Below are 17,793 nucleotides of genomic sequence, written 5' to 3'. Positions count from 1 at the left end.
TAGGTAGTCAAGCCGGCGATTATATCCCTATTCTTTGCAGAAAATACAATTCGCCGCCATATCCCGCCGCATCGCAGCGCCCATGGCCGCCAATTGCCCCCCATCGGCGATAGGCATACAATCGCTGCCGATTCGCCGACTCCGACAAGACCCCTCCCGTGCGCCCTACTCTCAGCTTTCATCTCCAGACCATTCCCAACGTGCCCGCCATCCGCCAGCTCTACCAGCTGGACGGCGAAATCGGGGAGGCCGACGTCGCCGATTTCGTGCTGCAGCGCTGTCGCGCCCAGAGCGGCACCGACTTCATCCCCTTCCACTTGCACCACGTCGTCGCCATCGCCGGCGTGCTGCAACAGGATGGGCAAACCCGTCTCGTCCAAGGGCTCGCCGCCGACGCAGGCGACGAGGCCGCGATGCTGGCGGACTGGCTGAGCCTGCTGCGCGACAGCCGGGCGCGGCTGGTCAGCTGGGACGGCGCGCGGCTGGAACTGCCGGTGCTGCGCCACCGCGCGCTGGTGCTGGGCCTGCCGCTGGCGGAACAGCTGCGCGCCGGAGCGGACAGCTCGTCCCAGGTCTCGCTGAGCGAGATCCTGAGCGGCGGCCACGCGGAGCTGGCCACCCCGCAGGGCGAACTGGCCCGGCTGTGCGGCCTGCCCGGCGAGGCCGAGCTCAACGGCCCGCGGCGCTGGGAACTGTACCGCGCCGGCGACGTCGGCGCGCTCGCGGAACACAATGCGCGCCAGGCCGCCAGCTGCCATCTGCTGTGGCTGCGCCAGCAATGGGTGGAGGGCGCGCTGGATTCAGGCGCCCACCAGGCCTGTAGGCAAGGCCTGCGCGCCGTCGTCGCCACGCAGCCGGAGCCGCACTGGCGCGGCTGGCTGGCCGACTGGCCCGCGAACGCCCCGCAAGGGGATTGACAGCCAAAAGCCAAAGGCATAGGCTGACGTTCATGCGCCGATTTGACACAGCTTGCGGGCGCTTAACAAATGCCAGCTAAAGCGTTAAAACGGTCAACCCGCTTGCGCTCTTAGTCGTAGGCGGGTTTTGTTTTACCCGTACAGGCAGTTAAGCGGACCCGTCGCTTCGGATCGATGCATGAGCCGCGCCCCGTTTCCATTTCGGGCATGCGCGGCTGGCGCCGAGTTAATGACAACTTGCAGGGCGCCCAAAAATCCTGCTAAAGCGTCGCCGGCGATACCCAGGACCGGCGCGCGAACCGCGACCGAACCGACTGGAGAACCGCCATGTACGACTGCCTGCAAGACAGCTATACCGATTTTTCTTTTGCCAATTTCGACGCCGTGGGAAGACCTCGCCCCCTTTGCGGCAGCCTGAGCGCCTCTCCGCTCACGCCGGCCGACGCCCCCGCCCTGCAGCAGCTGGCGGATTTCGCCCATGAACTGGGCTATGACCTGGACCGCAACGGCGAACAACTGACCGTGCGGGACATTTCCCTGCTGGACGCGCTCAACATCAACGCCCGCTTCGGCGGCGAGCTGCTGATCAGCTGCGATCTGCGCCGCGACCCGCCCGCGCGTTTCTGATCCCGTCTCCCGCGCCGCCGGGAGCGCCTTGCGTTCCCGGCACACGCCATGTCGCCCCATTGTCATGGCGCGACAAAGACAAGCCCGCCCCGCAGCCGGTATAATGGCCAGTTCTCCGTGCCATCCCGCCCTACTCCCATGCTGTTTGAAATCAATCGCGCCCCGCGCGGGGCCGTGCTGCTGGAAGCCCGTCAAATCAGCCGGCTGGCCTTGCCGATGATGATCGCCCAGATCGCCCAGGTGGCCACCGCCTTCGTCGATACGGTGATGGCCGGCCGCGTCAGCACCGACGACCTGGCCGCCGTCTCTCTGGGCGCCAGCGTCTTCATCACCTTCTACGTCACGCTGATGGGCATCGTCACCGCGCTCAATCCCATCCTGGCCCACCAGTTGGGCGCCGGCGAGCACGACAAATTCAAGGACACCGCGCGCCAGGGCCTGTGGTTCGGCCTGCTGATCGGCCTCTTGGGCGCGGCGATGATGATGGCGCTGGAGCCGGCGCTGCGGCTGTGGCTGCACCTGCCGCCGGAAGTGACCGACAAGGTGATGCTCTTCATCACCGGCGCCGCCGTGGGCATGCCGGCGGCGATGACCCACCGCGCGCTGCACGCTTACGCGTCCAGCCTGGGCCGCCCCAAGGCCATCATGGTGGTCAGCTTGCTGGCGCTGGCGCTGAACGTTCCGCTCAACTACATCCTGATCCACGGCCTGTTCGGCCTGCCCAAGCTGGGCGGCGCCGGCTGCGGCTGGGCCACCGGCATCGTGTTCTGGTTCAATTGCCTGGCCCTGCTCGCCTATGTCAGCTGGCATCGCAACTTCCGCCAGTTCCGGCTGCTGGAGCGGCTGCGCGGCCCGGACTGGCGCATGTACCGCGGCTTCCTCAAGCTGGGCGTGCCCATCGGCCTGTCCTTTTTCGTGGAAGTCAGCCTGTTCTCCTTCATCGCGCTGCTGATCGCCGAACTGGGCACCGTGGTGGTGGCCACTCACCAGTCCGTGCTCAATTTTTCCAGCATCATCTACATGCTGCCGCAGAGCGTGGCCACCGCGATGTCGGTTCGCGTCGGCCACCACGTCGGCGCCGGCGACTACCGCGCCGCGCGCTTCAGCTCCGGCGTCGGCCTGCTGCTGGGCCTGAGCATGGCCTTCTGCGCGATGCTGATGGTGCTGCTGTTCCGCGAGCCCATCATGCGCATGTACACGCCGGACCCGCGCGTGATCGCGATGGGCTCCACCCTGCTGCTGTTCGCCGCCGTCTACCAGCTGACCGACGCCGCCCAGACCATCGCCTCCGGCGCCCTGCGCGGCTACAAGCTGACCACGGTGCCGATGATCATTCACATCCTGTCGTTCTGGTGCGTCGGCCTGGGCCTGGGCATCACCCTGGGCCTGACCGACTGGCTGAGCAAGAAACCCATGGGCGTGTTCGGCTTCTGGACCGCGCTGGTGATCAGCCTGAGCGTGGCCGCGCTATTCCTGACCCGCTACCTGGCCGGCGAAAGCCGCCGACGCCTGCATCGACAACTTCAAACGGAACCGGCGCCATGAGCCTGAGCTTCAGCCACCATCATCCGCTCAAATCGCTGAACACCTTCGGCATGGACGCGCGCGCGCGCGACTTCTGCCGGCTGGACGCGCTCTCGGAGCTGCCGGCGCTGCTGGACAGCCCGGCCTACCGGGCCGGGCCGGTGCTGTGGCTGGGCGGCGGCAGCAATCTGCTGTTCACCCGCGACTACCCCGGCCTGGTGGTCAAATTGGAATTACGCGGCGTCCGTCTGCTGGAGGAGAGCGGCGAGGACGTGATCGTCGAGGCCGCCGCCGGCGAAAACTGGCACGATTTCGTGCTCCACACCCTGGAGCAAGGCTGGTATGGCCTGGAAAACCTCAGCCTGATCCCCGGCACCGTCGGCGCCAGCCCTATCCAGAACATCGGCGCCTACGGCGTCGAGGCCAAGGACCACATCCACCAAGTCGTCTGCGCCGATCTAGAGCGCGGCGGCGTCGAACTGACGCTAAGCAAGGCCGACTGCCGCTTCGGCTATCGCGACAGCGTGTTCAAGCACGAGGCCGCCGGCCGCCTGCTGGTCACCGCCGTGCGTTTCCGCCTGTCGCGCTCGCCGCGGCTGCGCACCGGCTACGGCGACATCCAACAAGAACTGGACGCCGCCGGCATTGCCGCGCCCACGCCGCAAGACGTCAGCGACGCGGTGATCCGCATCCGCTCGAGCAAACTGCCCAACCCGGCCGAGCTGGGCAACGCCGGCAGCTTCTTCAAAAATCCGGTGCTGCCGGCGGAACAGGCGCAGGCGCTGCTGGCGCGCCATCCGACGCTGCCGCACTATCCGGCCGCCGACGGCAAGGTCAAGCTGGCCGCCGGCTGGCTGATCGACCAATGCGGACTGAAAGGCCATCGCGACGGCGACGCCGGCGTGCACGCGCGCCAGGCTCTGGTGCTGGTCAACTACGGCGCAGCCAGCGGCGAGCAGATGCGCGCGCTGGCCGACAAGGTGCGCGCGGAAGTCCGTCAACGCTTCGGCGTGGAACTGGAGCCGGAACCCATCGTTCTCTAAACTGCAGGCGCGAGCCGTTCGCGCCCTAGACAAAAGGCTAAGCAATGCATTCAAGCGTAGATGTGCTGGTATTCGATCTGGGCGGAGTATTGGTGGACTGGAACGGCATCGATCCGCTGGTGCGGCTCTCCCAGGGCAAGCTGGACCCGGAACAGGCCCGGCGCTTCTGGATGGAAACGCCGTGGATCGCCGAACTGGACACCGGCGCCTGCACGCCGGAGGCCTTCAGCGCGGCGATGGCCGAGCACTTGGGACTGGACATCGGCGCGGCGGACATGACCGCGCAACTGGACAGCTGGCTACGCGGCGCCTACCCCGGCGCGGCAGAAATGCTGGCCCGGCTAGGCGAACGCCACCGCCTGGCCGTGCTCAGCAATAATAATGCGCTGCACTGGGGCAAGATCGAACGCGAATTCGATCTGCTGCACCGCTTCGACCGGCTGTTCGCCTCCCACCTGATCGGCCTGCGCAAGCCGGACGACGCGGTTTACCGCCATGTGCAGGACGAGCTGGGCGCGGCCCCGCAGCGCATCGCCTTTTTCGACGACAATATAGAATGCGTGGACGCCGCCCGCCGCGCCGGCTGGCAGGCCTTCCACACCAAGGGCCTGGACCAGGTGCAGGCCGCGCTGCGCGCCAACGGCTGGCTGGATTAGGCCTAACCGCGCTAGAACACCCCGCCGGCCTTGCAGAAAATCGCCACCACCGTCAGCAGGCCGATCAACCAGGACAGGGAACGCAGCGCCGCCCGGTCGGCCAGATACAGCAAGCCGTGCGCGATCCGCGCCGCGATGAAAACCGCGGCGGCGGCGTCCAGAAACGCCGGCGGCACATGCATCCCCCAAGCCACCAACACCGCCGCGGCGAAGGTCGGGAACGCCTCCCAGGCGTTCTGCTGCGCCCAATTGGCGCGCAGCCGGTAACCGCTGGCCTGGGCCATCGCCTCCCGAGGCTTGTGGTTGTCCACTCGCGAACCGGCCTTGGCCACCCCGGCCCAGATCAAGGGCAGCAAGGCCGCCAGCAAAATGCTCCATAAAGCGAAGGGCATGGTTTCTCCTTTAGCGTGTAAAAGGCCGCCCGCTCACGGCGAGCGGCGCCTGTGTCCCAGATAGCGCCCGTCGTCGAAGGTCGCCACCCATTCCGGCCGGTAAACCACCAGCACCGCCGCCAACAAGCCGGTGGTGAAGGCCTCCGACCACGACAGTAAAAAATAGAACGGCAGCGTCTCCTCCAACAACTGGTCCCAGGGATAGGCGCCGGCCAGGCCCAAGGCCAGCAAACCCGACAAGCCGGCGGCGAACATGCCGGCCCCGCCGGCGAGGAAGCCGTTGACGAAGACATAGACGAACAGATTGCTGGGCAGGACGCGCTGGCTCAAACGCAGCGCCGCGGCCGACAGCGCCACCGGCGGCACGATCATGCTCAGATAGTTCAGACCCAGCGCCTGCGGATCGGCCTGTCCGCTCACAGCCAATGCCAGCAAGGGAAGCGCCAGCGCCAGCAAGGCCAGCCACGGCCCCATCATCAAGGTGAACAGGCCGGCGCCCAGCAAATGGAAGAACAGGCCGGGGGCCACGCCGCCGCGCAGCAGCCACAAGGCCAGCGCCAGCACGCAGGCGCCCATCCAGGCGTTGCAGGCCGGCAAGGGCAGGCCGCGCCAGGCCACCCGCCGCGCCGCCAGCGCCAACAAGGACAAAGCCGCGCCGTTGCTCAGCCAAAGCGCGGCGTCGGGGAAAAACGATGCGGGTAAATCCATGGCCTACCTATCGGCTTATATATCCATTTCGAATGATACCAGAGCACGCGCACCAATCCGCCGCCATTGGGTACAATGACGTTTTCTTGGAGAGTCCCGCATGCCCGCCTTGCCCGCCCCTCACCTGATCGCCCAGCAGGTCGCCGCCGCCCTGGCCGAAGACATCGGCCGTTGCGACTGGACCGCCCTGCTGATTCCCGAACACAGCGCCGGCGCGGCGCGGGTGACGGCGCGCGAAGCGGCCACGCTGTGCGGCCAGGCCTGGTTCGACGAATGCTTCCGCCAGGTCGATCCCCGCTGCCGGGTGGAATGGCTGGCCGCCGAAGGCGAGCAGGTCGCCGCCGGCGCCGTGCTGTGCCAAATCGACGGCCCGGCCCGCGCGCTGCTGACCGCGGAGCGCTCCGCGCTGAACTTCCTGCAAACCCTGTCCGCGGTCGCCAGCGAAACCCGCCGCTACGTAGACGCCGTGGCCGGCACCCGCGCCCGGATACTGGACACCCGCAAAACCATGCCCGGCCTGCGGCTGGCGCAGAAATACGCGGTGACCGCGGGCGGCGGCGACAATCAGCGCGTCGGCTTGTTCGACGGCATCCTGATCAAGGAAAACCACATCATGGCCGCCGGCGGCATCGCCGCCGCGCTGCGGGCCGCGCAACAGCTGGCCCCGGCCGAGGTCAGCCTGCAAATCGAAGTGGAAACGCTGGAGCAACTGGAAGAAGCGCTGCTCCACGGCGCCAAGCTGGCCCTGCTGGACAATATGTCGCTGGAGCAAATGCGCGAAGCGGTGCGGCTGACCGCCGGCCGCGCCCAGCTGGAAGCCTCCGGCGGCGTGGACTTCGACACCGTGCGCGCGATTGCGGAAACCGGGGTCGACCGCATTTCGGTGGGCAAATTGACCAAGGACGTCCGCGCCGTCGACCTTTCCATGCGCTTCACCGCGGCCTGAGGCGCCGTCCGGGCCCGGCGGCGGGCCCCTGTCATACTCCGCCGCCTAGCGCTATAACTGGTTCATAACCCCCAATAACGAGCGTCATGGACTTCAACCTCCGCAAACGGAACAAACGCCCGGCACGCTATGCGATCTGGGGTTCCATCCTCTTCCTGCTCGGCACGCTGGCGCTGGTGGCCCTGGAACTGCTCAACACCTATCACCAGGAAGAGGAAAACGCGCTGCGCCAGGCCAACGGTCTCAGCCAATTGCTGGCGGAACGGCTGGCCGCCGGCATCAGCGAAGCCGGCCTGATCCTGCAAAGCAGCAGCCAGCTGCCGCAGGTCCAGACCCTGCTTCACACCGGCACAAGCGGCGAGGAAGGACAGCAGAAGCTGTACCAGCAGCTGCAGCAGCAACTGCAGCTGGCGCCCTATCTGAGCCGGATCGAAATCATAGACAGCGCCTGCCAGGCCATCTTCACCAGCCGCCAGGCCGCCATCGTGCGTCAGCCCCACAATGAATTCTGCCGCTGGCTGCATCGCAACGAAGACCCGGAAAACAATTACACCGCCGCCCAGCACAATCCCGAACAACACGGCATCGTCCTGGCCAGCAAGCTGCGCGACGAAGGCGGCAACGTCATCGGCATGGCCGCCGGCGTCATCGCCAACAATTTTTTCCAGGACGAAGTCTCGCGCGTCACCGTGGGCGAGCACGGGGAGATCCTGGTGCTGGACCAACGCCAGCTGATGGTGGCGCGCTGGCCCAAGCCCCCCAAGGGACTGGAGCGGCAATTCCGGCCGCTGCAGCCGGCCAAGCTGCTCAGCCGCGACGGCAATCAGGCGCAATTCAGCGCGCCGTCCAATATCGACGGCGTCACCCGCCTGTACAGCCAGAGCCAGACCGGCCGCTATCCCTTCCAAGTGGCCGTGGGCCTCGCCCGCAAGGATTTCACCCGCTCAGTGCAGGAGAAGGCGATGCTGGCCCTGCTGGGCTGGCTGTTCATCGCCGGCATGACGCTGCTGGCCCTGCGCAACTATCTGTCCAATCTGCGCCAGCACACCCTGCTGAGCCGCAGCACCGATCTGATCCGGCAAAGCGAGGGAGAGGCGAAGCTGATCCTGGACACCGCGCCGCTGGCGCTGTTGCTGGTCAACCCCAAAACCCGCCGCATCCAGCGGGCCAACGCGCTGGCGCGCGCCATGTTGCAACTGCCGCCGCGCGCGCCGGGCACCAAGGAGGATTCGGACATCCTCAACCTGCCTTTTCGACTACAGCCGCTGGAGCAGTGGCTGGAAGCCGGCCAGGAGGTAGAGAATCAGGAAATGGAACTGGAGCTGGAGGACCACAGCCGGCTCTGGGTCATCGTCTCGCTGCGGCCCCTGGGCGAACGCACCCCGCCGTCCACTCTGGTGGCGCTCTACGATATTTCCAGCCGCAAGCAGTTGGAGCAGCAATTGCAGGAAAGCAATCAGCAACTGAGCGAAATGGCGGCCACCGACCCGCTGACCCATTTGTACAACCGGCGCTACGCCGACATGATGCTGAAAGACGAAATCAGCCGCTGCGAGCGTTACGGCCAGTCGATGACCATCGCGGTGTTCGACATCGACCACTTCAAGCAATTCAACGACCGCCACGGCCACCAGGCCGGCGACAATGTGCTGGTGGCGGTGGCCAACGCGCTGACCGACACCACGCGCAACACCGATATCAGCGCGCGGGTGGGCGGCGAGGAATTCCTGGTGATTTTCCCCTGCACGCGTCTGCGCGACGCGCAAAAGGTGATGGAACGGGTCCAGGTGGTGCTGAGCCAGACCCGCTTCCCGCTGGTGGACCAGAGCGTGACCTTCAGCGGCGGGCTGACCGACTGGCGGCCGCACGACACGCCGGAACTGATGCTGGCGCGCGCCGACCGCCTGCTCTACGAAGCCAAGGTCGCCGGCCGCAACATCCTCTTCAACGATCTGGACATGATCTGAACGGCGGCGGCTCCTGCCCGGCCACGCCCAAGGCGTCGGACAGCAGCCACAACATCGCCGCGGTGGCGCCCCAGATGCGGTGGCGCTGCCAATCCAGCGACAGATAGGCCCGCAGCTGGCCGTCGTCGCCCTGATGGCTGTGGCGCTGGTAAGCGCCGGTATCCATCAGCAGCGGCAGCGGCGCCTCGAACACCTCGGCCACCTCGCCCGGCTCCGGGCTGAGTTCGAACGGCGGCAACACCAGACCCACCACCGGCGTCACCACGAAGCCGGTAATCGTCACATAATCCGGCAAGCGGCCCAGCAGCCGGACATGGCTTTCCGCCAGCCCGGTCTCCTCCCGCGTTTCGCGCAGCGCGGCGCGCTCGGCGGAACCGTCGTCCCGCTCCAGCTTGCCGCCCGGAAAGCTGACCTGGCCGGCGTGCGCCGGCAGGTTTTCCGCGCGACGGGTCAACATCACCGTCGGCCCCTCGTGCCGCCACACCAGCGGCACCAGCACCGCCGCCGGCCGCAGCCCGCCGTCGGCCGGCCGGAAGCTGAAATCGCCCACCCTGCCGGTAAAGTCATAAGCCGACAGCCGACCGGCAATCCAGTCGGCCGCTTCTCCCGCCTCCATCGACCACATTTTATTGTCCCCTGCCGTCATCCGCTCGCCGGGCCAACGCGCCGGCGATGTTCTTGCTCCATCTTAGGCTAAATCGCGGCCCCGCTGTCGGCGCCGCCATCGGTATTAACAAAAAACCCGCGCGCCGGCGCCTGAACGACGCCGGCCGACGCGGGCAAAAAAAATGCCAGGCTGACAGCCTGGCATTCTTGCGAGCATTTCCGCTCAGCGGCGCATCGAGTCGAAGAACTGCTGGTTCGACTTGGTGGCCTTGATCTTGTCCTGCAGGAATTCCATCGCCTCCAGATCGTCCATCGGGTAGAGCAGCTTGCGCAGTACCCAGATGCGCTGCAATTGGTCCTGCGGAATCAGCAGCTCTTCGCGACGGGTGCCGGAACGGTTGATGTTCAGCGCCGGGAAAATGCGCTTCTCGGCCATGCGGCGTTCCAGATGGATTTCGCTGTTGCCGGTGCCCTTGAATTCTTCGTAGATCACATCGTCCATGCGGCTGCCGGTATCGATCAGCGCGGTGGCGATGATGGTCAGGCTGCCGCCCTCTTCCACATTGCGCGCGGCGCCGAAAAAGCGCTTCGGGCGCTGCAGCGCGTTGGCGTCCACGCCGCCGGTCAGCACCTTGCCGGAGGCCGGCACCACGGTGTTGTAGGCGCGCGCCAGACGGGTGATGGAGTCCAGCAGGATCACCACGTCCTTTTTGTGTTCCACCAGGCGCTTGGCCTTCTCGATCACCATCTCGGCCACTTGCACGTGGCGGGTGGCCGGCTCGTCGAAGGTGGAAGACACCACTTCGCCCTTGACCGAACGCTGCATCTCGGTCACTTCCTCCGGACGCTCGTCGATCAGCAACACGATCAGCACCGCTTCCGGATGGTTGGCGGTGATGGCGTGGGCGATGTGCTGCAGCATCACGGTCTTGCCGGACTTCGGCGGCGCCACCAGCAGGCCGCGCTGGCCTTTGCCTATCGGCGAGATCAGGTCGATGATGCGGCCGGTGATGTTCTCTTCGGCGCGGATGTCGCGTTCCAGCTTGAACTGCTCGGTGGGGAACAGCGGCGTCAGGTTCTCGAACAGAATCTTGTGCTTGGAGTTCTCCGGCGCTTCGCCGTTGACCTTGTCCACCTTGACCAGCGCGAAGTAACGCTCGCCGTCTTTCGGGGTGCGGATCTCGCCTTCGATCGAATCGCCGGTATGCAGGTTGAAGCGACGAATCTGCGACGGGCTGACATAGATGTCGTCCGGGCCGGCCAGATAGGAGGTGTCCGGGCTGCGCAGGAAACCGAAACCGTCCGGCAGCACTTCCAGGGTACCTTCACCGAAAATGCTCTCGCCTTTTTTGGCCTGGTTTTTCAGCAAGGCGAAGATCAAGTCCTGCTTGCGCAGTCGGTTGGCCCCGTCGATCTCGTTGGAAATGGCCATTTCAACGAGTTCGGAAACATGAAGATGTTTTAGATCAGATAAGTGCATAGCAGCCGTAGGTCGACTCGGTAACGATTTAGCGGAACGCTGAATTCGGAGGGTGGCGTAAAAATGGAACGGGCAACGCGTCAATCGCTACCCGTTTTGAGATTTTGCTGGAGAATAGACGCTTTACAGTTGGCTGTCAATGAAGGCGGTCAACTGGCTCTTGGCCAGCGCGCCCACCTTGGTGGCGGCAACCTGGCCGTCCTTGAAAATCATCAGCGTCGGGATGCCGCGGATGCCGAATTTCGGCGGCGTCAGCTCGTTCTGGTCGATGTTCAGCTTGACCACTTTCAGGCGGCCTTCGTATTCCTTGGCCACTTCGTCCAGGATGGGAGCGATCATCTTGCACGGACCACACCACTCGGCCCAGTAATCGACCAGCACCGGCAGGTCGGCTTTCAGAACATCGGTATCGAAACTGTCATCGCTTACGTGGTGGATCAGATCGCTCATGGTTTCCTCGCTATTTATATGGTGGCGCAACTACTGCAATTGATGTGTGATGGTAGCAAGCGCGGAGTGCCGGGGCAACCGGAAATCCGGCGTGCGCGGCGCGCTCCGCGCTTCGCTCTTTCCTTATATACCACCGGAAAGCGTCCGACCTGGCCGACAATGCCGCTGCTGAAACGCCCCGGCTTCGGTATAATGCGCAGCTGTTTATTCCGAGAAGGACTCCAAATGGGCTTTCTGCAAGGCAAAAAGATTCTGATTACCGGCATGATCTCCAACCGCTCCATCGCTTACGGCATTGCCCAGGCCTGTCATCGCGAAGGCGCGGAACTGGCGTTCACCTATGTGGTGGACAAACTGGAAGACCGCGTGCGTGAAATGGCCGCGGATTTCGGCTCCAAGCTGGTTTTCCGCTGCGACGTGCAGAACGACGAAGAAATCAATAAATTGTTCGCCGATCTCGGCAAGGAATGGGACGGCCTGGACGGCCTGGTCCACGCCATCGCCTTCGCCCCGCGCGAATCGCTGGAAGGCGACTTCCTGGACGCGCTGAGCCGCGAAGCCTTCCAGACCGCCCACGATGTGTCCGCCTACAGCTTCCCGGCGCTGGCCAAGGCCGCGCGCCCGATGATGCAGGGCCGCAACGCCGCCTTGCTGACCCTGTCCTACCTGGGCGCGGTGCGCGCAATCCCCAACTACAATGTGATGGGCCTGGCCAAGGCCAGCCTGGAAGCCTCGGTGCGCTTCATGGCCGCCAGTCTGGGCAAGGACGGCATCCGCGTCAACGGCATTTCCGCCGGCCCGATCAAGACCCTGGCCGCCGCAGGCATTTCCGGCTTCTCCAAGCTGCTGGCCATGGCCGCCGGACAGTCCTGTCTGCGCCGCAACGTCACCACCGAGGAAGTGGGCAATACCGCCGCCTTCCTGCTGTCCAATCTGTCCTCGGGCATCACCGGCGAAATCACTTATGTCGACGCCGGCTTCAGCATCAACTCGCTGAATGTGCCGGAAGCCTGATTCGATCGCCTCCAAATGAAAATGGACCCGCCGGGTCCATTTTTTTTTGCCCTCGCCGCTGCGCCGCGGACTTCAACGGCCTCCAGAACGGCTATCCGCCCGGGCAGGCCGCCGGGCGCTTGCGAACCCGGCCAAGCCCGCATCAGTGGCGGGACCCCAGATCCCGGTCCTCGGTCGTTCCGCTCAGCATATGCGTCAGTTCGTCGCAGGCGCGCACCATGCCGTCTCGCACGCGGAATTCGGCGATGACCAGCATGCTCACCCGGCCGCCGTCCCGCTTGTCCGCGGCGACGCGATGGCGAGTGAACACGCGCTCGCCCTGCTCCGCCCAGCTCAGGATTTCAAGATCGACCCGGCTGCACGTCTGCTTCAGATGGCGCAAATGCTTGATGAAATCGGCGTAATCCAAGCTGCGGCCGTCCGCCTGCTGGCGGTAATCAGGATGCACCAGCTTCGCCAAACGGTTTTCGTCCAGTTCCGGGCGCAGCAATGCGTATTCGAATAATTCGCGCACCACGGCGATAGCGCTGTCTTGCATGGTTTGACTCCTTATAGAGGGGTGATATCGACGATGGGCGGCGCGGCCGAAGCCCGTCCCGCCACAATGGCCAGTATCCGTCCCGGCGCTGATGGCGTGTTATCGCTACAATGTCATCCAATATCTCAAACAGGCCAAACCATGCTGCTCGCCGCCGCCCGCATCCGTCACGACGACGCCGACCCCGAAGCCTGGCACAGCCATGACAGCGGCCAGCTCAGCTTGCTGCGCCGCGGCGTGCTGAACATCGCCACCGACGGCGGCCGGCTCTGGCTGCCGCCCGGCCACCTGGCCTGGATTCCTCCCGGCGTGCGCCACGCCTCGCACCGCCACGGCCTGATAGACGGCATCAGCCTGCACTTCGCCGCCGCGGCCTGCGCGCGGCTGCCGGCCGACGCGCAAGCCATCTCCTGCGACGCGCTGCCGCCCGCCATCATGCGGCGCGCGCTGGATTTTTCCGCCCCGCCCCTTCCCAGGGAACAGCGGCTGCTGGAGGTCTTGCTGGATGAATTGGAACACTGCCCGCCCTTGCGCCTGAGCCTGCCCTTGCCGCAAGACCGGCGCGCGCGCCGGGTCGCCGACGCGCTGACGGAGGCCCCCGAAGACCCGCGCTCGCGCGACGACTGGGCGCAATGGGCCGGCCTCAGCGGGCGCAGCCTGAGCCGTCTGTTTCCGGAGCAGACCGGTCTCAGCTTCCAGGCCTGGCGCCGTCGGCTGCGGCTGTTGAAATCGCTGGAATATCTATCGGCCGGCCAGCCGGTCGGCGCCGCCGCCTGGCGCTGCGGCTACGACAGCCCCAGCGCCTTCATCGCCGCCTTCCGACAGACTTTCGGCCGCACGCCGGCCCAATTGCTGGGCCGGCCCTCGGAGCGCTTCAGCGATAGCTATTGTTCTTGAACTGATTGAACAGCCTCACCCGCTCCCTTTGCAGCGCCGGCGGCACCCGTCCCTGGCCGCGCAGCTTGCTCATGCCGGCCGCGTCCGGATAGAGGTTGCGGTCCGCCGTCAGCGCGCCATCCAGCAAAGGCCGCGACGCCGGCAAGGCGTTGGGATAGAACAATTCATTGCTGATCTCCGCCATCACCTCCGGCCGCATCATGAAATCGAGGAAGCGATGCGCGTTGTCCGGATGCGGCGCGTCCTTGGGGATGGCGAAAGTGTCCACCCACAACTCCGCGCCCTTGGGCGACAGCAGGTAGCGGATCTTGCGCGGGCTCTTGGCCTCGCCCGCGCGACGCGCGGCGATGTAGGCGTCGCCGGAATAGATCATCGCCGCGCAAAGCTCGCCGTTGACCAGATCATTGATGGGCGTGGAGGTGAACACCCGCACATAGGGCCGGACCGCGCGCAGCAGGCCGGCGACGGCGGGCAGATCCTCCGGCCGGTTCCGGCCAGGGTCCTTGCCCAGGTAGATCAAGGCCTGCACCGCTACCTGGCTGGGGGACATCATCATGGAAACGCCGCAGCCGCGCAGCTTGGACGCGTAAGCCGGGTCGAACAACAGGGCCAGCGCGTCGGCCGGCGGCGGCGCGCCGCCCAGCGCCCGCCTCACCCGGTCTTCGTCGATGGCCACCGAGGTGGTGCCCCACAGATAGGGCAGCGCGTAGCGGTTGCCGGGATCGGCCGCGGCCAGCTGCCGCAGCAGCGCCGGGTCCAGTTGGCGGTAATTGGGCAGCTTGCCCTTGTCCAGCGGCCGGAAGGCGCCCGCCGCCAGCTGATTGGCCAGGAAGCTCATCGACGGTCCCACCACATCGTAGCCGCTGCGGCCGGTCAGCAATTTGCCTTGCAGGATTTCATTGCTGTCGTATACGTCGTAACGCACCTTGATGCCGGTCTCGCTCTCGAAACGCCGCAAGGTCTGTTTGCCGATGTAATGACTCCAGTTGTAGACGTTCAGCACCTTCTCTTCGGCCGCCTGCGCCGGAACGGCCAGGCAGCAGACCCAGATCCCCACCCCAATGCGTCGCCACATGAATGTTCTCCCGATATCGCGCGCCGGCCCTCAGGCCAGCAAAGCCTCCAGGGCCGCCGCCAGCTTGCCCGCGCCGCGCCGGGCCCAGGCCGGCGCGCTCCCGTCGGCGCACAGTTTCTCCTCCAGCCCGTAAGCGCTGCGCACCAGGTGGTAACCCAGCCACGGCACTGGCTCCGGCGCCCAGCGGCGCACCCGCTCCATACGCCCTTCCGGCATGACCCAGGGCATGGAAGCCAGATCGCCGTTGCGCTCCAGAATCAATTCCGCCAGCGTGCGCCCCATCAGATTGGCGGCTCCCACGCCCTCGCCGCCGTAGCCGCCGGCCATGGCGATGCCGGCGCGCCGGTCGAACAAGGCGTAGGGCGTGAAAGCGCGCGCCACGCCCAGCGTGCCGCCCCAGCGGTAGGGCGCCGCCGTCGCGCCCAAGGCCGGAAACAGCCGACGCAGCAAGCGCTCGCGCCAGACGAACTCGGCGCCGTTAGGGTCGAAGTCCCACTGCGCGCGGCCGCCCAGCCGGTAACCGCCGCGCGCGCCGAACACCAGGCGACCGTCCGCGCTGCGTTGGCCGTAAGTCACCATCCGGCTCAAATCGCCGAAAGCCTGGCGGCGCCCCAGTCCGATCTCGTCCCACTGCGCCGCCGACAGCGGTTCGGTGGCCAGCAGCAGGCTCTGCACCGGCAGCAGGCAACGGCCCAAACGCGAAAACTGCCCGGCCGCGCCCTCCAGCGCCGGCACGATGACGTCCGCGCTCAAGTCGCAGCCGTCCAGCCCCGCCACCCCGGGAGCCAGCCGGCGCACCGGGCTATGCTCGTGAATGCGCACGCCCAGCCGCGCCGCGGCCCGCGCCAGGCCTTGCGCCAGCCGGGCCGGCTGAACCACCGCGCAATGCGGGGAGAACACCCCGCCGCGCACGTCTCTCGCGCCCAGCTGCGCCCGGGCTTCCTCGCGGTCCAGCCAACGGAAGTCGGCCTCGCCGTGGCCCGCCCGCCGCAGTTCGCGCAGCCAGTTCCGCCCCATCGCTTCCTGCTCCGGATAGCGCGCCGCCGCGTACAGCACCCCGCCATGGGCGAAATCGCATTCGACGCCTTCGCGCGCCAACACCGCGGCCACTTCGTCGACGATGCCGAACAGCCGCCGCCGCGCGCGTTCGCGCCGCTCGCCGTCCAGACTGAGCAAATGGACGTCCTGATTGGCCAACCCGCCTATCAGCCAGCCGCCGTTGCGTCCGGACGCGCCGTAGCCGCAGGTTTCCGCCTCCAACACCGCCACGTCCAGCTCTGGCGCCATGCGCTTGAGGTAGTAAGCCGTCCAAAGGCCGGTGTAGCCGCCGCCGATCACCGCCACGTCGCAGCGGGCCGACTGCGTCAACGGCGGCCAGGACCGCGCCGCGGGACTTTGATCCAGCCACAGACAGGCTTGGGACTCGATCCCCATGAATGCTCCTTGGCGATAGCCCCGAACCTGGGGCGGACCCGAACAGACTAAGCCGGCGCCCGCGCCGCGTCGTGCGCGCGGGACCGCTAGGAATCGGCGGAAAAGTAGCGCTGCGGCGTGGTGCCGGTTTCCAGACGGAAAGCCTTGTAGAACGTGGAGGCGGACTTGAAGCCCACGGCGAAGGCCATGTCCAGCGGAGCGGCCGGCGGCCGCGGCAGCGCCAGCAGATGACGGACGCGTTGCTGATTGAGCCAGGCGTAGAAGCTCAGGCCCAGCGCCTGGTTCAAGACGTGGGAGATCTGATTGCGGGTGTAGCCGGTGGCCTGCGCCACCTGGCCCAGGCTCAGCTCGCAGTCCAGATAGGGCCGCTGTTCGGCGAAATAGGCTTGCAGGTCCGCCAGCAGCCGCGCCAGCCGCTGCGGGTTCAAGCCGATGCGATCGCCGGTCCGCTCCCCGCTCAAACGCACCGGCGTACAGTACTCATGCACGGAGACGATCAGGCCGTCCCGCACCCGGATCGCCTCGCCGCCTTGAAAACTGGCCAGCTTGCCGCTGGAGGCCAGCCGGATCACATAGCGGTATTGGATGAAGGCGGTGTCGCCGTCGACGCGGATGCGGTCGGTGTGCTGCAAACTCTCCTTGCCGCCGTCCGGCATGCTCTCGGCCAGATAGGCCGGCAAATCGGCGTAAGTCAGCGTCAGATTGCGGTAGAAATCGCAATATTCGACCTCCGGATGAAACAAGGCCAGCGCCGCCCGCGCGTCGCGCGCGCGCCAACATTCGTGGTAGCGCCGGGCCACCTCCCAGGTGGCCCGGCTCTCGGCATCCCAAGCTGCCCGCGGGCCGGCCGTCGTTTCCGCCATGACTGTCTCTCTCCCGCGCCCTTGGCGGCTGTTATCATATAGCTCGACCATACCCGTCCATTGCGAGGAGAGCCAGCCGATGGAGATACTGATCTTCCCCGAAGCGGAAGTGCCCGCGGAACTGCGCATGCAAGTGCTGGCGCTGCAAAACCTGGCCTGGCCCGGGGAGCCGCCGGCCGGTCCCGAGCCCATCCACGACCCGGCGCTCGCGCCCTTGTCGTTGCTGCTGGTGGAGAACCGCCGGGTGCTGTCGGCGCTGGACATCCTCAGCAAAACGCTGCGCCACGCCGGCGAGGACTTCCAGGCCAGCGGCATCAGCTGCATGGTCACCCAGCCCGAGGACCGCAGCCGCGGCCTGGGCCGGCTGCTGGCCGCCTCCGCGCGCGAAACCATGCAGGCCAACGGCGCCGATCTCGGCATCTTCACTTGCGACCGCCCCCTGCGGCGCTTTTACCAAAGCTGCGGCTGGAGCGAACTGCCGGGCGCCGTCTTGATCGGCGGCACGCCGGCCGCGCCCTTCCCCAGCAGCCAGTTCGACAAGGCGACCATGGCCTGCTTTTTCAGCGACAAGGCCAGGCGGCTGGCGTCGCGTTTCGAAGATTGCGAGATCGCGCTCCATCCGGGGGACATCGACCGGCTGTGGTAAGCGTCCCGCG

The 17,793-nt window shown here is 66.4% G+C and carries 19 protein-coding genes; 10 read left to right on the top strand and 9 right to left on the bottom strand.

Translation table 11 applies throughout. The annotated features are described in order from the left end of the window. Positions 1 to 158 precede the first annotated feature (158 nt). The 5 genes from NK214_RS07415 to NK214_RS07395 all read left to right on the top strand — a co-directional run bounded on the left by NK214_RS07415 (position 159) and on the right by NK214_RS07395 (position 4,767). On the top strand, positions 159 to 917 hold the full coding sequence (locus NK214_RS07415; protein WP_253314132.1) for a hypothetical protein: 759 nt from the start codon (positions 159 to 161) through the stop codon (positions 915 to 917). A gap of 327 nt (positions 918 to 1,244) precedes the next feature. Further along, positions 1,245 to 1,544, top strand: a complete 300-nt coding sequence (locus NK214_RS07410) for a hypothetical protein (RefSeq protein ID WP_253314131.1) — start codon at positions 1,245 to 1,247, stop codon at positions 1,542 to 1,544. A 138-nt stretch (positions 1,545 to 1,682) separates the two neighbouring features. Then, a complete protein-coding gene (locus tag NK214_RS07405; RefSeq protein WP_227107629.1) occupies positions 1,683 to 3,089 on the top strand; it encodes an MATE family efflux transporter in 1,407 nt (468 codons plus the stop codon). After that, positions 3,086 to 4,111, top strand: coding sequence for a UDP-N-acetylmuramate dehydrogenase (gene murB, locus NK214_RS07400; RefSeq protein ID WP_253314130.1), 1,026 nt, complete (start codon positions 3,086 to 3,088; stop codon positions 4,109 to 4,111). The genes NK214_RS07405 and murB overlap by 4 nt, the downstream gene beginning before the upstream one ends. Positions 4,112 to 4,155: 44 nt before the next feature. Further along, on the top strand, positions 4,156 to 4,767 hold the full coding sequence (locus NK214_RS07395) for an HAD family hydrolase (protein ID WP_107800230.1): 612 nt from the start codon (positions 4,156 to 4,158) through the stop codon (positions 4,765 to 4,767). 11 nt (positions 4,768 to 4,778) lie between these two features. Here the strand turns inward: NK214_RS07395 and NK214_RS07390 are convergent, their stop codons facing one another. Next, entirely contained in the window at positions 4,779 to 5,159 is a 381-nt protein-coding gene (locus NK214_RS07390; RefSeq protein WP_107800231.1) for an MAPEG family protein, read from the bottom strand. Between the two features lie 33 nt (positions 5,160 to 5,192). Further along, entirely contained in the window at positions 5,193 to 5,867 is a 675-nt protein-coding gene (locus NK214_RS07385) for an energy-coupling factor ABC transporter permease (RefSeq protein ID WP_253314129.1), read from the bottom strand. Between the two features lie 100 nt (positions 5,868 to 5,967). On the opposite strand from NK214_RS07385, the gene nadC reads away from it, so the two are divergent. Continuing rightward, positions 5,968 to 6,813 carry a carboxylating nicotinate-nucleotide diphosphorylase gene (gene nadC, locus NK214_RS07380; RefSeq protein ID WP_235089409.1) on the top strand — a complete coding sequence of 282 codons (846 nt, stop codon included), beginning with the start codon at positions 5,968 to 5,970 and terminating at the stop codon, positions 6,811 to 6,813. An 86-nt stretch (positions 6,814 to 6,899) separates the two neighbouring features. Then, positions 6,900 to 8,780 (top strand): diguanylate cyclase, encoded by a 1,881-nt coding sequence (locus NK214_RS07375; RefSeq protein ID WP_253314128.1) that lies wholly within the window; start codon positions 6,900 to 6,902, stop codon positions 8,778 to 8,780. Here NK214_RS07375 and NK214_RS07370 read toward each other — a convergent pair. The 3 genes from NK214_RS07370 to trxA all read right to left on the bottom strand — a co-directional run bounded on the left by NK214_RS07370 (position 8,758) and on the right by trxA (position 11,316). Then, a complete protein-coding gene (locus NK214_RS07370) occupies positions 8,758 to 9,405 on the bottom strand; it encodes a CoA pyrophosphatase (protein ID WP_107800235.1) in 648 nt (215 codons plus the stop codon). The genes NK214_RS07375 and NK214_RS07370 overlap by 23 nt on opposite strands. A gap of 204 nt (positions 9,406 to 9,609) precedes the next feature. Continuing rightward, a complete protein-coding gene (gene rho, locus NK214_RS07365) occupies positions 9,610 to 10,866 on the bottom strand; it encodes a transcription termination factor Rho (protein ID WP_043591613.1) in 1,257 nt (418 codons plus the stop codon). A 123-nt stretch (positions 10,867 to 10,989) separates the two neighbouring features. Then, entirely contained in the window at positions 10,990 to 11,316 is a 327-nt protein-coding gene (trxA, locus tag NK214_RS07360) for a thioredoxin TrxA (RefSeq protein ID WP_039755088.1), read from the bottom strand. 225 nt (positions 11,317 to 11,541) lie between these two features. On the opposite strand from trxA, the gene fabI reads away from it, so the two are divergent. After that, on the top strand, positions 11,542 to 12,330 hold the full coding sequence (gene fabI / locus NK214_RS07355; RefSeq protein WP_043591772.1) for an enoyl-ACP reductase FabI: 789 nt from the start codon (positions 11,542 to 11,544) through the stop codon (positions 12,328 to 12,330). Between the two features lie 142 nt (positions 12,331 to 12,472). Here the strand turns inward: fabI and NK214_RS07350 are convergent, their stop codons facing one another. Further along, positions 12,473 to 12,868, bottom strand: a complete 396-nt coding sequence (locus NK214_RS07350; protein WP_227107623.1) for a nuclear transport factor 2 family protein — start codon at positions 12,866 to 12,868, stop codon at positions 12,473 to 12,475. A 141-nt stretch (positions 12,869 to 13,009) separates the two neighbouring features. Here NK214_RS07350 and NK214_RS07345 point away from each other — a divergent pair, with 141 nt between their 5' ends. Further along, positions 13,010 to 13,765 carry an AraC family transcriptional regulator gene (locus NK214_RS07345; RefSeq protein WP_253314127.1) on the top strand — a complete coding sequence of 252 codons (756 nt, stop codon included), beginning with the start codon at positions 13,010 to 13,012 and terminating at the stop codon, positions 13,763 to 13,765. Here the strand turns inward: NK214_RS07345 and NK214_RS07340 are convergent. The 3 genes from NK214_RS07340 to NK214_RS07330 form a co-directional block, all read right to left on the bottom strand. After that, positions 13,743 to 14,840, bottom strand: coding sequence for a polyamine ABC transporter substrate-binding protein (locus tag NK214_RS07340; protein ID WP_227107621.1), 1,098 nt, complete (start codon positions 14,838 to 14,840; stop codon positions 13,743 to 13,745). The two genes, NK214_RS07345 and NK214_RS07340, sit on opposite strands and share 23 nt — an antisense overlap. A gap of 30 nt (positions 14,841 to 14,870) precedes the next feature. Then, the gene (locus tag NK214_RS07335; RefSeq protein WP_253314126.1) at positions 14,871 to 16,274 is read right to left on the bottom strand and encodes an FAD-binding oxidoreductase; all 1,404 of its coding nucleotides are present in this window, start codon (positions 16,272 to 16,274) and stop codon (positions 14,871 to 14,873) included. Between the two features lie 86 nt (positions 16,275 to 16,360). Beyond that, a complete protein-coding gene (locus tag NK214_RS07330) occupies positions 16,361 to 17,137 on the bottom strand; it encodes a helix-turn-helix domain-containing protein (protein ID WP_107800240.1) in 777 nt (258 codons plus the stop codon). A 79-nt stretch (positions 17,138 to 17,216) separates the two neighbouring features. Here NK214_RS07330 and NK214_RS07325 point away from each other — a divergent pair, with 79 nt between their 5' ends. After that, positions 17,217 to 17,783, top strand: a complete 567-nt coding sequence (locus NK214_RS07325) for a GNAT family N-acetyltransferase (RefSeq protein WP_107800241.1) — start codon at positions 17,217 to 17,219, stop codon at positions 17,781 to 17,783. Positions 17,784 to 17,793: the final 10 nt, after the last annotated feature.

The organism is Chromobacterium sp. S0633, assembly GCF_024158805.1.
Taxonomy (GTDB): domain Bacteria; phylum Pseudomonadota; class Gammaproteobacteria; order Burkholderiales; family Chromobacteriaceae; genus Chromobacterium.
This window is presented reverse-complemented; position numbering and strand designations above follow the sequence as displayed.

Excerpts from the sequence above, each read along its gene's own strand:
- NK214_RS07410 (WP_253314131.1), top strand. The coding sequence starts at position 1,245 with ATGTACGACTGCCTGCAAGACAGCTATACCGATTTTTCTTTTGCCAAT.
- NK214_RS07405 (WP_227107629.1), top strand. The coding sequence starts at position 1,683 with ATGCTGTTTGAAATCAATCGCGCCCCGCGCGGGGCCGTGCTGCTGGAA.
- murB (WP_253314130.1), top strand. The coding sequence starts at position 3,086 with ATGAGCCTGAGCTTCAGCCACCATCATCCGCTCAAATCGCTGAACACC.
- NK214_RS07395 (WP_107800230.1), top strand. The coding sequence starts at position 4,156 with ATGCATTCAAGCGTAGATGTGCTGGTATTCGATCTGGGCGGAGTATTG.
- NK214_RS07390 (WP_107800231.1), bottom strand. The coding sequence starts at position 5,159 with ATGCCCTTCGCTTTATGGAGCATTTTGCTGGCGGCCTTGCTGCCCTTG.
- NK214_RS07385 (WP_253314129.1), bottom strand. The coding sequence starts at position 5,867 with ATGGATTTACCCGCATCGTTTTTCCCCGACGCCGCGCTTTGGCTGAGC.
- nadC (WP_235089409.1), top strand. The coding sequence starts at position 5,968 with ATGCCCGCCTTGCCCGCCCCTCACCTGATCGCCCAGCAGGTCGCCGCC.
- NK214_RS07375 (WP_253314128.1), top strand. The coding sequence starts at position 6,900 with ATGGACTTCAACCTCCGCAAACGGAACAAACGCCCGGCACGCTATGCG.
- NK214_RS07370 (WP_107800235.1), bottom strand. The coding sequence starts at position 9,405 with ATGTGGTCGATGGAGGCGGGAGAAGCGGCCGACTGGATTGCCGGTCGG.
- rho (WP_043591613.1), bottom strand. The coding sequence starts at position 10,866 with ATGCACTTATCTGATCTAAAACATCTTCATGTTTCCGAACTCGTTGAA.
- trxA (WP_039755088.1), bottom strand. The coding sequence starts at position 11,316 with ATGAGCGATCTGATCCACCACGTAAGCGATGACAGTTTCGATACCGAT.
- fabI (WP_043591772.1), top strand. The coding sequence starts at position 11,542 with ATGGGCTTTCTGCAAGGCAAAAAGATTCTGATTACCGGCATGATCTCC.
- NK214_RS07350 (WP_227107623.1), bottom strand. The coding sequence starts at position 12,868 with ATGCAAGACAGCGCTATCGCCGTGGTGCGCGAATTATTCGAATACGCA.
- NK214_RS07345 (WP_253314127.1), top strand. The coding sequence starts at position 13,010 with ATGCTGCTCGCCGCCGCCCGCATCCGTCACGACGACGCCGACCCCGAA.
- NK214_RS07340 (WP_227107621.1), bottom strand. The coding sequence starts at position 14,840 with ATGTGGCGACGCATTGGGGTGGGGATCTGGGTCTGCTGCCTGGCCGTT.
- NK214_RS07335 (WP_253314126.1), bottom strand. The coding sequence starts at position 16,274 with ATGGGGATCGAGTCCCAAGCCTGTCTGTGGCTGGATCAAAGTCCCGCG.
- NK214_RS07330 (WP_107800240.1), bottom strand. The coding sequence starts at position 17,137 with ATGGCGGAAACGACGGCCGGCCCGCGGGCAGCTTGGGATGCCGAGAGC.
- NK214_RS07325 (WP_107800241.1), top strand. The coding sequence starts at position 17,217 with ATGGAGATACTGATCTTCCCCGAAGCGGAAGTGCCCGCGGAACTGCGC.